Here is a 14,328-nt window from a genome sequence, read left to right on the forward strand (position 1 = left end):
CCTGCAAAGGATGAGGTTAGATGTCAGGAGGGTGAAGATTGATGGGAAGGGTGCCTACCTACCCCGAATTCCCTTTAGGAGTACGGTCGCTCCGCCCCGAATGCCATCGGTTACCAATCACCGCAGTAACTCCGGAGTGGGTTAGCGCTAGGGAGGCTTCGTAACCTAGAAACGCGTCTTTTCCCTAGCGTCGCAGTCTCAATGCCTGGCGTAATCTGTCTTCCCGGTCTCAAGAACTTAAGTGTCTAGTCCCCACAGCTTCTGTTCCCCGCGGCATGTTTAGTCTCAACGGCTTCTGTTTCCAACAACGGGCGAACGCCTCCAGGAGCCTCCCCCAATCGCCTTCCGTGTCGAAGATTCGACGCATCTCATCGCGACGTGCCCCATAGCGATCAAGATGACGATGCTCCAGTTCGACGAGTGTATGCTCGCCACCGCCAGCTCTGAAGCGCACCTCGATTTCAGTCTTCAGGTTTGGGTCATACTGCCAGTCGGCGCTGATATCCCACGAGAGGACCAGCCGCGAGTGCGGTTCCCACGCGAGTACACTGCCCCACTGACAGATGCTGCCATCGTCGCCTTGCTCGTACCAGCGGCCCCCGACGCGTGGCTCGATCACCGCGTCCACTGCATCGGCTTTTCCGATTTTGTAGTATGCCAGCGGCCACCACGCGCCCATCTTCTCGGTGAACACCCGCCACGCCACCACCTGCGGCGCCTGAACGCTCACGACCTTCCGAACGCTATTGGGATCGACACCGGCGGGCGTCTTCGGCTCTGTCTTCATGGTTTCTCCTGGGATGCGTGTCCAGCAATTTTGCGTTGTCGGCTTTTTTGCTAGCTCTTTGGGAAGTTTGGGTCCGCCTTCACTTCATTAATCTGCTTGAGGTGACGCTCGCTGTGTGCCGCAATAAAGAGAACAAATTCATACCCATCCATTTTGCCCACCGGTCCATCCATCACGTGATCGCGCAGCCCAGACGTGGTCTTTAGATATTCCTCGGTCGTCGCGCGGCTCTCGAGAAAATGTTTCACGGATCCCTCTGGCGAACCATAGCGGTTGGTGGGGACCAGTGGCCCTGGCGCCTGAGCCTTGTGACTGCGGTCAGGAACCATCGCCATCACCGCTTCGTCGGTCTTCGCTAGATCGCGTCCAGGCGGCCCCGAGGGCGAGACCATGACCTTTTTCTTCAGCAAGTTGTCGCGGATAAAGTCCTCCGACGCAGCGATGTGTTCCATGACCTGCGCCACAGACCAACGATCTGGGGCCGGTTTGAAGTTCCATTGCGCCTCGGAAAGCCCTCTGGTGGCTTCGAGGACATTCGCCTTTGTGGATTCCAGATAGTGTACTGCCCGGTCTCTTCCCGCCTTCGTTAGTTCTTGTGCTCCGGCGGCCACTGTCCCAGTCACCAAAAGCAACAGCAACGCGAAGATTGTCTCCGTCAGGGATTTGTTCCTCATTTCGGTTCTCCTTTTGTGCCATCGGATGCTTCTTGGTCTCAGAAACTTATCATTCATACGAGCTCCCCTTTCTTCGTCTTCCTGGGTTTCAGTTCTTTGACTGCTTCTCGTTCGGCGGCTTCCTTAAACGCAAGGAGCGCTTGGTCCCAGAATCCCTCCAGCCACTTCCGCAGCGACTCTATGCCCCGTGTGTCGACTGCGTAGACCCGTCGCGTGCCCTCCGCATGAACAGTCACCAGCCGTGCCGTCTTGAGGATCTTCAGGTGCTGAGAGACTGCGGGGCGACTCACCTCCATCCCTTCGGCGATCTCGCCTACGGATCGTCCGCCGCCGCGCAGGCGCCTCAGCACCGCCCGCCGGGTAGGATCTCCCAAAGCATCGAGGGCTCGTTCTTCGTAAGTAATCACTTACGGTAAGCTACTACTAACGGAAGTGGCTGTCAAGCTCGCAGTCTAGATGGCGTAGATCTCCTTCCTGCGTTCAACGCAGGCGAGAGTTATCTCTCGCGACTCTTCAGATGTGGCGTGCAGGACTCTACGAATGGATTGACCAGGAAGGTGCCTGCGATGCCGGAGATAAGGATGGTTCCATCGGAGTTGAAGTGGGCGGAGCGGAACTCCTCTTCTGGAAGATCGTTGAGCCTCCTCCAGGTTTCGCCGCTGTCCTGGCTGGTGTAGACGCCTGTGAGCGAGGTGACGACCTCCCGGTTTGGCTTTGAGGGGTCGACCTCTATGCTGTAGGCTCGGACGTTTGAGCCGGTTTCGTCGGTGGTTCTATGCAGGAGAAATCTTGCGTTGGTGACTCTTCGAACGGTGCCTGGGCCTGAAGGGTTGTACACTCCCCAGCAAGCAGCCAGATGGAGACCGCCGACGACACTCATCCCATGGATCGCCGAATCCGGGCCGACGCCCTCGATGCGACTCCACTTCATGGAGTGAAGGTTGAGCAGGTAGACCTGGTCCCCTGTTCCGAGATAGAGGAAGCCTGGGTTCAGTTTTTTGGGATCATCGAACTGAAGGGAGAGCAGATCCATCTCGGTTGGGAGATGAGGGATGGGCCCATCTTCGATCCATGAGCCATCGTTCTCTTTGTGGTAGCGGAGGAGCTGGGGCTCGAGGTCAAAGTAGCCATAACCGATGATGAGATGTTGTCCGTCGGGTGTGATCTCTACTACGTTTGCCCTTAGGGGGTCGTCCGCCTTCTTCGTAATGGGCGTCTTAGGAGGCGTGTCGGGAACGCGCGGGCCTACGATCGGTTTAACCAACGCCTCAGATGGGCTTGATTGAGGAAATACTTGAAAGGCTCCCCGTTGCGTTGTGATTATAAAGTAGGTTGCGTCGGGAGAGATGATGAAGCCGTTACGCAGCCCCTCGCCGATTCGTGCATCGAAGTATCTGGAATCCACTCGTGCGACTTGAGTCCATGTCGCGCCGCCATTGGTTGACTTCGAGATGTACATGGCTCGATCCTGGGGCGGAAGTTTATTGCTCAGGTCCGCAGTGAGAGCCCATATCAAGTCAGGATTGGCGGCCGGGTTGGGGTCGCTGGCTATGGCCTCGATAAAGTCGCTGGCAAACTGATGACTTCCCGGAAGGCTGGTTACTCGATGAACAAAGCAGCTGTCCATATTGTTCGCTGCATCGCCTTCGCTACGATCAGAGGATGACGGTGAGCTGGTGACGACGTGATTCAGAGTCAGAGCCTGTCCCTGCCCCGCGATGGGAAGCGCCATCAGCAGCAGTAGGGTTCTGCTGAGGGCGGCTCGATATGGGAGTGGGAGTGCCATAACCAGAACACTTTCGACGCGCTTGAATCAACACCTCAAATCTACTGCAAGGCGCAGGATCTCCTGAATAGCTGAGCAAAATTCCCTGGCCTGCTATCCATGGTTTCAGGTTCGCGTCAGGCAAAGTTCACCCGAGGTACTCCGTTCTCACTAATATGAATGTGAGACGTCTTATTTCTGGCGAGGTGCTGCTTCGTGTCCGCAAACCGAATCGTCTGTCGCCTTCGACGCAACGATTCGATCCTTTTCCTTGTGGTTCTGGTCTGTGCCTTGTGGGGGGACGAAGCTCGTTGCCCTGCCCAGATCGGCGGCGCTGCAGGAGTAGGCACATCGATTGCGAGCTCCAGCATTCCAGATCTGGTCTCGGGCCGAGTGATCAATGCCGCCACAGATCAGCCTGTTCGTAGAGCGTTGGTTCGGCTCAACACCCGCGCAGTTCTGACCGACAGCGAAGGCAGGTTTCGGTTCGAACAGAACAAAGAGAGCAGCGCCAACATTCTGGTTACCAAGCCAGGCTTTTATGCCACCGCAGAGTATGGCGATGCCGGCAATCTGTATCTGCAGTCCGCACAACTGGCAGCGCCGCTGGAGCTTCGAATCTACCCTGAGGCTCTGCTTACCGGCGTGGTACTGGCTCCGGATGGGACGCCTCTTCCAGAGATTTCGGTGACTGCGATGAGAAGGGTGTACGACGATATGGGGCGTCGCTGGGTGCCCGCTGATCAACGTCCGACAGACGTGCACGGGGGCTTTCGCATCCCTGTTCCGGCTGGGGAGTACCGCATACAAACTCGCTATTCTCCGCAGAACTCTGCGATGGGCGAAGCTGTCCTTCCTGTTGCAGTTCCGAGTGGAAGCGCAAGTAACACTTCACAACTGATTGGCATTCACAGCGGAGAGGAACAGACGTTTGAGCTGCGACCGGCCGTCAGTGCGATCCATACCGTCGGAGTTTCGCAGTCTCCTCCTGATCGCGGCTTCCTGCGGATCTCCGCGCGCACCGCCAATGGAGGCACGGTGCAGGTCAACTCGATGCCGGCAAGTGATGAGACAAAGATACAGCTCCCCCAGGGAACGTATACGCTGACGGTTCGGACGATGGGCGATACCGATGCTACGGAGCTGGCAGAGACGACGGTTATGGTTCCGGATCACGATATCTCCGGGGTGGTTCTGCGGTTCTCGCCAGTGCCATCGATTCCGGTGGAGTTGTTGATCGACTCTTCATCCTCCGATACAAGTTCGACTGGGCTGGCACAGCTGGGCCTCAGTCTGCAAAGTGAGCAGGCTGATTCCGACGGCGGATTCGCCAGGATAGGGTTGTCGCCCAGGGCAAATCAGAGCTTCTTCTTCTCGGCTCCTCCAGGCAGTTATCGGCTGGTGGGGCGCAATAGCGGCGCGTGGTATATCAAGTCTGCCAGCTATGGCGACTCAGATTTGTTGGAGCAGGAACTCGTCGTAGCGCCTGGAGCATCCGGTACTCCGATACGCGTTGTGGTCAGCAATCAGACGGCGGCGTTGCAGGGGACGGTGCACCTCAACGGCGATCCTGTGGCGAGTTGGGTGTATTTGATTCCGAACAGGCGGAGCGCGCAGCTGGTGTACAGTACCCGCAGCAGTTCGACGGGCAGCTATAGCTTGGATCATCTTCCGCCCGGAAGTTATCAGGCTATCGCGTTTCAGCGACGGCACTCGGTCGACTACCGTGATCCCGAAAGCCTGACGTCGTTTGGTGATCGTGCGCAGGCGGTTACGGTCAACGTCGGCGATAAGCCTACGCTGAACCTTGATGCTGTGCCGGCGACGGAGGTGATTCCATGAGATGTAGTCTTGTGTGCCCTTCGTTGCTGCTCTTTGTCGGCGCTCTGTGGGGAGGGATCGCGCGCGCACAAACTCGAGCGCAGACGAAGCCGGAGGCCAAGCACACGATAGCCGTTACACACTATGAGATCACTGGCGTCGTTGTCAGCAGCATTGACGGAAGTCCCGTCCCGCACTGCAGGCTGACGCCGAATCTCGTGGTTCCTGGGGGCTCCGGGAGCCGCCGCTTCCCTGCCTCGACTGACGGCTCTGAGGCCGATGACCATGGTCGCTTTTCGATTTCGTTGCCTTCGGCGGGCGCGTGGAATCTGAGAGCGCGTGCTCGCGGCTACGTCACCCAGTCCTACGAGGAGCACGACGCCTTCTCCTCGTCGGTTGTACTGACAGCCGATTCGCCGACGATCGATCTACGGTTCACGCTTAGTCCTGAGGCCAGCATCAAAGGCATCGTTCTGGATGAAGCCGGGGAGCCGGTGAGAGACGCCCAGATCTCTCTTTCCCTGGTGCCGCCGCCAAGTCCAGGAGGCCCGCCGGCTAATGGAAGCGCGCGAGGGAATGTTAGAACCGACGATCGTGGCATGTATGAGTTGGCGAATCTGTCCCCGGGAGGCTATCGCCTGTCGGTGCGGGCGCATCCCTGGTACGCCGAGGCCACGCAGCAAAGCGGAGCGTCGGGCACTGATGGATCGCCGCTCGATCCCTCCCTCGACGTCGCCTACCCGCCGACCTGGTTTCCAGGAGGCAGCGAGGTTGTGACCGCCGAGACGATTGTCTTGCATGCAGGCGATACACGTCAGGCAGACTTTCATCTTGTTCCGATCCCTTCGATTCATCTGAAGATCGCGCCACCAACAGGAGCTTCGGGAGCGGTCAACGGTCGCCAGGGACAAGCGTTCCCCATTGTGGAGGAGATTACGCCGGGTGCAAACGGCCCGCGCGCAGTCTCGGTTGCAACCCGTCGCGACCCACAAGGAGAGTTCGATGTTGGTGGACTGACGCCAGGGCTCTATCAGGTGAGGACGCCGGGCCAGGAGGGGCGCTCCACGATGGTCGACGTGACAGCGAACTCGGTTCGAACGCTCAATCTCGATGCGCCGGGGAGCGATATCGCGAGACTTACAGTCCACGTCGACGGGTTCGCCGGCGATACGGAAGAGTCAGGTGACAGACGCGGCAGAGGGCTTCGCGTCAGCCTGATCGATACCGATACGCAACGCGGGACGTTTTCTTCCGTGGGAGATGAGGGCGGGTTTGCAGGTCGCCGAAGGTCGAAAACACCGGCTACAGACCGTATCATCGAGGTTCCCCCAGGACGTTACGAAGTTGTTTTGCAGGGCGTCCCCAACATCTATCTGATTGGTATAACCGCCAAGGGAGCCGAAGCCTCGGGGCGGTACGTGACGGTGCCCGCGGGTGAGACGACCCTTACGGTGCATGTTGCGAATGGCCGCGCTAACGTTAGCGGAGTCGCGACGCTTGACGGAAAACCCGCGGTGGGCGCCATGGCCCTGCTGGTTCCGATTACGATTGAGGAGCCTGACTCCATTGGTTTTTTGCGGCAGGACCAGACCAATACAGACGGAAGCTTCGACATCGAGAACGTAATTCCGGGGCAATACATTCTGGTGGTCATCGATGGCGGATGGCAGATCAACTGGGGCGATCGATCGACGCTGCGCCGCTATCTTACGAGAGGGATACCGCTGGAGTTGAAGCCGTCTGCAAGCGTGAAACAGAACGTAGTTGCGCAGGCTCCATGAGGATTGGGGAGGTGCGCGAGGCATCGGCAGACTTCAAGTTGTGTTAGATTCAAAAAGGCCCGCAATACTGCGGAGAGATGGCCGAGTGGCTGAAGGCGCACGCTTGGAAAGCGTGTATACCGCAAGGTATCCAGGGTTCGAATCCCTGTCTCTCCGCCACATCTTTTTAACCCTCTCAAGATCAACAAACTATAGCGTAATCAGTACCGCTCAACTCTAAAGTGCCTTTTCTGACTACCTCTGAACCGCCCACTAGGTATGAAAGGTAACGACCAGGAGCAAAATCACGCCGAGGTATGCCATTGGATAGATCCATCTTCCGGCGGAGTGCACCTTCACCGCTGTAGACCTCCTTCCACGTTTTTGCAGAAGATAGACCGTAAGAATTTCAAAGACACAAAGAAAGCAGAGGGCGAAACTGGCGAGGAAGACAGCATCCAGAAAAGTAACGTAGCCAACTCGCGGAAGGTCGCGTGTAATCGTGAACTCGAAGGCCACCATGGAGAGCAGCATGGTCATCGGAACTTTCAGGAGCCAGTCGAACTGCTCGACGTCGATCCAAAAGACGACCACTGGAACCAGAGTCATCATCGCCAGCGGCACAAATATCTTCCAGAGATAAAAGCCTGCTCGTCGTTTGACAACAAGCTGGAAGACCGCTTCCTGAGCTGGGGGAAGGAAGCGATCAGTGGCCACCTTTTCCGCAGTGTAGCGAAGATCGTTTATTTGCCAGGCAGCTAGTTGAGTATGTTGTTCCGGACTGATGCCCGTCGACGGCAGCGGCTGAGGGGCGAATCGAATCTCAGAGGCGGTTGAAAGAAATGGTTGAAATTCAAACTGAAGGACCTGGTTGTCGAAGGGAAATCTTCTCAAGTCGTAGTCGTTGGATAGAACCGCGTCGAAGCGTTCGATGTAGGTCACAAAGCCAGCTCTGTCGGCTACCAGAGAGTACTGGTTCATCTTGTGAGAGATGGAGTTCGCCGCCTCAATCGCTGGAGCCCAGAGGTCTTCCAGCCGAAACGTGCGAGTCAGTGTCTGCTCCGTTCGCTTATCTGCGGCTTGGCCCGCGGGCAAGGCAAGGCGCGGATCCTGCCATTTTGCAGTAAGGTAGCCACCGACCTCAAAACTCTCACGGGATTCGTCTATCGCTACAAAGTTAGTGATGTAAAGCCCCACCGAAATCTCAATTGGCGTCTTTCCGCCGGTCGGATGTTTGTGAAGATCCACATTGGGCTTTGCTGCCGCTTTCACTGCGGAAGATGCGGGAATGGCAATGGGGGCCACTATCAAAAACATAGCTAGCTTTGCACGGAAGAGACCGCATTGCTTCATGGAGTTGTCCAGGAGGGAGTGCCCCCACTGTATCAGAAATCTTACCCAGAGAGGCGACTCCTATTTCCTTGGTTTACGATCTTGGGCCAATGCCGTTCAATCTAGATGAATTGGGTTGGCCTTATCTACTAGTCGGCAAAGGCTCACTTATTAGAGCAAGCCTTTGGACTCCTTCTTTCCGTACTTCAAAGATCGATAAGCCTCGGCTCTCTCTGGCTGAGTGCGGCTATTCTTGTAGTTCCGCGCTACGCTCATTTCTGCCATCGGATATAGATCTCCTTCCTGCATCGACGCTTCGCCGCGCCGCGCCAACACTGCCTGGAAATCGAGGATGGCCTGAGGCGTCTGACTCAATGCGGTATGCGCCATGCCGCGCAGATACGCCGCGAACAACGTCTGGTCGTACTGCCCGGAAGCATCCAGATTTGGGATAGCCTTCCCCGGTTCATTGATGCCAATTGCCGCTGCAGCCTTCAACTCCGGTGCGTAGTTCCGGGCCACTGCAGTATTTCTCGGAAAATACTGTTGCAGAATAAGAGCGGTCTTTATCGCATACGGTTGATCTCCACAAAGAGCCGCTGCCATTCCCGCGTTGAAGCTTGCAACTGGCCCCTTCGGCAAGCCCTTCCCTTCCTCAACCATCGCGAGCGCGACAGGGCAACTCTCCGCAAGAGCGTGATCAAGCGCACCCTGCGCCAACAAATACGCCTGAGTGCCAGATAGCTCAACCTCGTCGCCGGCTTTCGCAGCCGCACTCCGCCACAGGTCCAGAGCCGTGCTCTTCTTTCCTGTGTTATCCAGATAAAGACCGTAGTCATTCAAGTCCGCGTAAGTCACCTGCGTGCGATTGCCCATCGTTGGTTCTACGAGCGCAGCCTGCAGTTCTTTTTCTTGCTCGGCCACAAGATCTTCCCTCCCGTCCAGGTATGCCGCGGTCAGAACGTTAGTGCTACTCGCAACGCCAACGTGACCAGCCTGTGATTCCAATTCAAGAACGCTCCCGTACCGATCCATCCCAATCAGGTCACGTTCTGCCTCGACATAAGCCTCTGCATCGAACGGATTCGCCTCATAGCCCTGCTGCGCCGCCTGCAAAGCCTCCGGGAAGAGCCGTTGCACTCGCAACCCCAGCGCCAGCTGCTTTCGCCCGTCAACGCTGAGCGGATACCGCAACACATACTCACGAATCGTCCTGGTAGCCTGAACCAGATCCCCGCTCGCATTCATCTCGAAGCAGAACTTCGCCAGCAACTTCACCGCCTCGCTCGAGTGCACGGCACCATCGCGTGCGAAACTGGCAGCATTCGCGGAGGCCACTTCAGCTTTCTCTTCGCGATAAAGCCACGCTAGACGCATCTGCGCCTGAACAAACTTCGGGTCGAAACGGACAGCCTCCTGATACGCCCTCAACGCATCGGTGACTCGCCCACTCTGCTCCGCCGTCGCACCCGCGAAGTAAGCGTGCAACGCCTCCAGGCTTCCCGATGCCTCATCGGCAAATGGAATCTTTCTTCTCAGGTCGGCTTTACTGTCGGCGCTGACCTCTCTCCGCACGGCCAGCGCCAGTCGTCCGATCGCCGCTGGAATCTCTTCCCTGCTTCCGGCAGTCTCATCGAGGCTCGCCACCTTGTCATTCGAGTCCGTCCTCAACACGTCGACACTAATCGTGTAGGGCGCCTCGGATCCATTAATTCCATTGATCTCGCCATACAAATAGGCTCGTGCACCAATCTTCTGCGCGACGCTCCACACCGGCACCGTCATGTTCGCGCCTGTGTTCTCCGGCTCGATCTGCACTAAGCCCGCGTGATACGCCTCACCACCCAGTACATTCAAAGTCCGCGATTGACGCAATGCAATCTCAAGTCCCTGCATCACCGTTCCATCCAGCGTCTTGTCCCCGGTTTTGTTTTGGATAAGAGTCAGCAGTAGACGATCACTCGGCTTCAGCACCATCGGCCGAAAGAGGCTCATGCCCATCGTAAGAGAGGCTGCCGTCGCGACGCCGAGAATTATCGTCACTGCGACTACCATCCGCACCCGGAGGTTCTTCCCCTGCTCGGCCACCAACTCTGCCGACGAGTCTTCTTCAGAGCCCACCCAATCTTCTGCTTCATGGTGGACATCGTCGTCGCGTTCTTCTTCGACAGCAGCCCATCCGCCTCGCGACCTTATCGAGCCATCTTCATAAGAGAGTGTCTTCGCTGCTGCCGGCGCACCATAATCAACATGCGGGACAACGGGGTCTTGAGAGGAAGCGCCTTGCACGGCCACGCCGTATTCAAAGCGCGATTGCCACGGCGCATCCGTACTCTCAAAAGCCAGAGCGCTCGCCTGCGCGGAACGCGAGCCATCCACATCACTTCCATGCTCTCGCTCCGGTCTGCGCGCGGGGCGTGTCCGTTTGTTGCCATTGCTCGCCCCCCTCGTCTGCGCTACCGGGAGCCGCCCACCCGGCGTATCGCTCTTGCCTGGATCAGACTTGCGTTTCGGTCCCTTATGCAAAGCCACCGGATCATAGGCGCGAACCAGCGGAACCGCTGACAAAGTCCCCTTATGTCGCCATCCGCCTCGACCCAGCTTCCCACCAACTCTGGTCAAGGCCTCCTGCAACTCCTGCGTCGTCTGGAATCGCTCACCCCGACTCTTTGCCATCAGCTTCAGAATGACCCGCTCCAGGTCACGCGGAATCGACTCATTCCAGTTGCGCACCGAGTCCGGCGTGTGACTGAGAAGCTGCACAAACATCAGCGCGCTCGTCGTCCCTTCAAACGGCACACGCCGCGTCGCCATCTCATACAACACCACACCCAGCGAGAACATGTCCGACCGCGTGTCCAGCGACTCGCCCCGCGCCTGCTCCGGCGACATATACGCCACCGTCCCAACCGTCGCCCCCGACAGCGTCATATCCAGCGTCCGCGACTCCCACCCGCCGCGCACTTCGAGCCCGATCTTCGCCAGTCCGAAGTCCAGCACCTTCGCCTGGCTCTTTCCATTCGGCAACTTCACCAGAAAGATATTTGCCGGCTTGATATCGCGATGCACAATTCCTTTGGTGTGTGCCGCAGCCAGCGCGTCTGATATCTCCAGCGCATAGCGAACAATCTCTTCTGGCGAAAGCGCACCGCGTTCGATTCGAGACTTTACCGTCTCACCCTCCAGCAACTCCATCACCAGATAAGGAGTGCCCTTCTGTTCGCCGATGTCGAACACCGTACAGATATTTGGGTGATTCAGTGCGGACGCTGCCCGTGCCTCCTGCAGGAAACGCTCTCGCATTCCGGGCATCTTGTAGCTCTCATGCAGAAGCTTTACCGCAACCTCGCGATGCAGACGCTCGTCCCAGGCGCGAAAGACCAGTCCCATGCCTCCGCCGCCCAGTCTGCCTAGGATCTCGTACGGACCGAACCTCTGGCCAGCCTCAGGAATCATCGCCGCTGTTGCCTTCTATTCTCCCCAACCCTCAATCAGAACCAATCTCTTCGCTTAGCGCATTTTCTAAGCAGCGTCGCGAACGTAACACCTTGTGCGACCTGATCATAGTGGCCATCGTTCGTTGTTAGTAGAACCACCTCGAAGGGTTCCATACTCGATAAACAAAATCTGCAGATGGCGCTGAAGCCCGTGCACTCTTCAGCCGCACTGACCCAGGACTCGTGATCACCCTCAACTCTCGCATAGCCGACCCAGGGAATATATCCCCCAAGCGTGGCATGTCGCTCAAGGCTCTACCCTCTCCATCAAGCCCCGTCGGCACGACCTATAATCAGTCTGTGAACTCCCCTACTCGAATAGAACGTCGCCCAGCCAACCAGACCCTCCTGATCGACGCCGACGACACGCTCTGGGAGAACAACATCTACTTCGAGCGGGCCATCACCAGCTTCATCTCCTACCTCGATCACCGCATCCACACCGCCGACGAGGTCCGCAGTCATCTCATCCGAGTCGAGCACGACACCATCCGCACCCATGGCTACGGACTTCACAGCTTCCGCCGATCGCTGGCCGCCTGCTTCGAGCAACTCAGCGACGCCCCCATGACAGACGAAAAGCACCGTCGCATCGAAAGCTTCGCCCAGTCCATCGCCGAGCAGGAGATCGAACTCCTCCCCAACGTTGCCTCCACGCTCAGCGAACTCGCCACGCGCCACCGCCTCATCCTGGTGACAAAGGGAGACCACGACGAGCAAACCGACAAGCTGCATCGCTCCGGTCTCGCTCCTCACTTCACTGCCGTCGAGGTGCTGTCTGAAAAACACCACCAGGCCTACGAATCCCTCGTCTCCCACCACGCCTGCGACTCATGTAGCACCTGGATGATCGGCAACAGCCCACGCTCGGACGTCAATCCCGCGCTCTCCGCCGGCCTGAACGCCATCTTCATCCCGCACGACTTCACCTGGGTGCTGGAGCACGAGGCCGTCCACCAGCCCCCAGCCGGCCGGCAGTTGCTCGAGCTAGCCAGCTTCGCCGAACTCACACAGCACTTCTAGACTTGCTCTCTAGAACGAACACGTCGCATCCGTAGCGACCATCCGCATGCACAATTTAGGGTTTTACATCCAAAGCCGTTGCTGTTGCCATAGGCGACTAAGCGGAACTCTCGCACCGCGACAAAGATAAATTGTCACATGCTCGAATGGCATCGCATAGGGGTGGTTCACGTACCCCACTGCCTTCACCGAAAAAAACATCTCTTTCAATTCGGTTTCGGGCTTCCCAACTACTATCATCAACTCACCTGTATACCCATGAGTTCCCCAAAGATAATAGTTCTGATGGCCGCTTATCGCAAAAGGCAAACCATATTGTGCGCCAAGATAATTGATAGCGCTTGCCTCGCCATAGTTCTGACAGAATATGCCAGTCTTCGCCTGATCTCCTGGCCCCAGTGCGCCATAGACGCGCGCCACCTCCGCTGTAAGTTCCGGCCAACCGAACATGTCAGCGGTAAAAGATGGAAGTGGCCCTATTACAAGATTTTCAGTGCTCGAAGGCTTGAAATGCAGCATATGCATGTAACGGACGAAGTCTGTCGGAGGAAGGATCGGCAATGACATAGGAGCGAGGAGCACGCCAGTAACAACAAGAATTAAAGAATACGTGCATGCCACCCAGTACCGGCTCCGTGTCCACGATTCCCAGACAAGGCCACCCGCCGAAAAAAGCACTGGATAGATCGGAGCAACATAGTAGTCCTTGGAGTGAAGAAACATCATCACTACCAGAAACACCAGATAAGTAACTCCGACAAAACGCCATCTCTTGCTACCCTGCGCGAACAGCAGCCAAATCAGCCCTGGCACCCACATCAGAACCGTGAGCGGGTTCATCATCTGCATCTGGTGATGCAAGAACGATATTGGGCCGTAGACTACGTTCTTGCTGCTGTGCGCGATGTTATTCAGCAACACGAAGGTGGCCCAATGGTGCCTCGATTCCCATATCAGGTTCGGCAGCGCAATAAGGACCATCAGCGCCATAGCAATGGCAAACCAGCGGCTCAACAGGATACGCCGCTGCTTCGTGGCCGCTAACCCAAAGAGCAGGGCCGCCAGAAAGAATGCGGTCGAATGTTTGTTCTGGAGACCCAGACCGCCCAGCACGCCCGCCGCTAGCCACCAGCGTTGGTCTTGACCACGAGCAACGAGGATCACTGACAACAGACAGCCCATCCACAAGATGGACTCAACCGAATTCATTGAAAGATAGCCGTCGATACCGAGGTATTCAGGCGCGACAAGCACGGCGATCATTGCAAGTGTCTGGGCTGTCCGCCTTCCACCTAGGGACCATGCGAGAAGACCTGTGAGCAGTACTTTGACCGCCCCCGCCATTGCGGAGAGCATTCGGACCTCAACAAGTGAACTTCCAAATACCGCCGTCACAACTCGTGCCTGCAGGGCGACTAGCGGGGGCTGATCGACGTAACCCCAGTCGAGAAAGCGTCCGCAGATGAGGTAATAGAGTTCATCGCGTTCATAGCCATATCCGAGGTGCTGTGCCATCAGATTGGCTCCAACCTGTATCGACAACTTCACCAGCGCAAACACTACTGCAATTTGGAAGGCGCGCTGGAAGCTGGAATCGCGCGTCGCAGGCGAGTTCAACTGCATGAGTCGTTCCCGCTTGCCATGTACGTTGATACTACGAGTTCTTTCA

Annotated in this window: 10 protein-coding genes and 1 tRNA gene; 4 read left to right on the forward strand and 7 right to left on the reverse strand. The window is 57.2% G+C overall.

From position 1 onward, the window contains the following. Positions 1-229: 229 nt before the first annotated feature. The 4 genes from HDF09_RS02345 to HDF09_RS02360 all read right to left on the reverse strand — a co-directional run bounded on the left by HDF09_RS02345 (position 230) and on the right by HDF09_RS02360 (position 3,247). Positions 230-787: an SRPBCC family protein gene (locus tag HDF09_RS02345; RefSeq protein ID WP_183760889.1), complete on the reverse strand. Its 558-nt coding sequence runs from the start codon at positions 785-787 to the stop codon at positions 230-232. A gap of 50 nt (positions 788-837) precedes the next feature. Further along, a complete protein-coding gene (locus HDF09_RS02350) occupies positions 838-1,518 on the reverse strand; it encodes a DinB family protein (RefSeq protein ID WP_183760892.1) in 681 nt (226 codons plus the stop codon). Beyond that, complete coding sequence (locus HDF09_RS02355; RefSeq protein WP_311718434.1) at positions 1,515-1,868, reverse strand: ArsR/SmtB family transcription factor; 354 nt, start codon at positions 1,866-1,868, stop codon at positions 1,515-1,517. The genes HDF09_RS02350 and HDF09_RS02355 overlap by 4 nt, the downstream gene beginning before the upstream one ends. Positions 1,869-1,957: 89 nt before the next feature. Next, positions 1,958-3,247, reverse strand: a complete 1,290-nt coding sequence (locus tag HDF09_RS02360; RefSeq protein ID WP_183760895.1) for a WD40/YVTN/BNR-like repeat-containing protein — start codon at positions 3,245-3,247, stop codon at positions 1,958-1,960. A 195-nt stretch (positions 3,248-3,442) separates the two neighbouring features. Between HDF09_RS02360 and HDF09_RS02365 the strand changes: the two genes are divergently transcribed. From HDF09_RS02365 to HDF09_RS02375, 3 genes are all read left to right on the forward strand, one after another. Further along, positions 3,443-5,068 (forward strand): carboxypeptidase-like regulatory domain-containing protein, encoded by a 1,626-nt coding sequence (locus HDF09_RS02365; RefSeq protein WP_183760898.1) that lies wholly within the window; start codon positions 3,443-3,445, stop codon positions 5,066-5,068. Then, complete coding sequence (locus tag HDF09_RS02370) at positions 5,065-6,828, forward strand: carboxypeptidase-like regulatory domain-containing protein (protein ID WP_183760901.1); 1,764 nt, start codon at positions 5,065-5,067, stop codon at positions 6,826-6,828. The genes HDF09_RS02365 and HDF09_RS02370 overlap by 4 nt, the downstream gene beginning before the upstream one ends. 71 nt (positions 6,829-6,899) lie before the next feature. Then, a tRNA-Ser gene (locus HDF09_RS02375) sits at positions 6,900-6,987 on the forward strand. Between the two features lie 93 nt (positions 6,988-7,080). Here HDF09_RS02375 and HDF09_RS02380 read toward each other — a convergent pair. Together HDF09_RS02380 and HDF09_RS02385 are read right to left on the reverse strand one after the other, a co-directional pair. Beyond that, positions 7,081-8,124 (reverse strand): ligand-gated ion channel, encoded by a 1,044-nt coding sequence (locus HDF09_RS02380; RefSeq protein ID WP_183760904.1) that lies wholly within the window; start codon positions 8,122-8,124, stop codon positions 7,081-7,083. Positions 8,125-8,310: 186 nt separating this feature from the next. After that, complete coding sequence (locus HDF09_RS02385; RefSeq protein ID WP_183760907.1) at positions 8,311-11,595, reverse strand: serine/threonine-protein kinase; 3,285 nt, start codon at positions 11,593-11,595, stop codon at positions 8,311-8,313. Between the two features lie 224 nt (positions 11,596-11,819). Between HDF09_RS02385 and HDF09_RS02390 the strand changes: the two genes are divergently transcribed. Beyond that, a complete protein-coding gene (locus HDF09_RS02390) occupies positions 11,820-12,659 on the forward strand; it encodes an HAD family hydrolase (protein ID WP_311718438.1) in 840 nt (279 codons plus the stop codon). Between the two features lie 63 nt (positions 12,660-12,722). Here the strand turns inward: HDF09_RS02390 and HDF09_RS02395 are convergent, their stop codons facing one another. After that, on the reverse strand, positions 12,723-14,282 hold the full coding sequence (locus tag HDF09_RS02395) for an ArnT family glycosyltransferase (RefSeq protein WP_183760910.1): 1,560 nt from the start codon (positions 14,280-14,282) through the stop codon (positions 12,723-12,725). Between the last annotated feature and the right edge of the window lie 46 nt (positions 14,283-14,328).

The organism is Edaphobacter lichenicola (assembly GCF_014201315.1).
Classification (GTDB): Bacteria; Acidobacteriota; Terriglobia; order Terriglobales; family Acidobacteriaceae; genus Edaphobacter; species Edaphobacter lichenicola_B.

Coding starts and splice junctions, on each gene's coding strand:
- HDF09_RS02345 (WP_183760889.1), bottom strand. CDS start 787: ATGAAGACAGAGCCGAAGACGCCCGCCGGTGTCGATCCCAATAGCGTT.
- HDF09_RS02350 (WP_183760892.1), bottom strand. CDS start 1,518: ATGAATGATAAGTTTCTGAGACCAAGAAGCATCCGATGGCACAAAAGG.
- HDF09_RS02360 (WP_183760895.1), bottom strand. CDS start 3,247: ATGGCACTCCCACTCCCATATCGAGCCGCCCTCAGCAGAACCCTACTG.
- HDF09_RS02370 (WP_183760901.1), top strand. CDS start 5,065: ATGAGATGTAGTCTTGTGTGCCCTTCGTTGCTGCTCTTTGTCGGCGCT.
- HDF09_RS02380 (WP_183760904.1), bottom strand. CDS start 8,124: ATGTTTTTGATAGTGGCCCCCATTGCCATTCCCGCATCTTCCGCAGTG.
- HDF09_RS02385 (WP_183760907.1), bottom strand. CDS start 11,595: ATGATTCCTGAGGCTGGCCAGAGGTTCGGTCCGTACGAGATCCTAGGC.
- HDF09_RS02395 (WP_183760910.1), bottom strand. CDS start 14,282: ATGCAGTTGAACTCGCCTGCGACGCGCGATTCCAGCTTCCAGCGCGCC.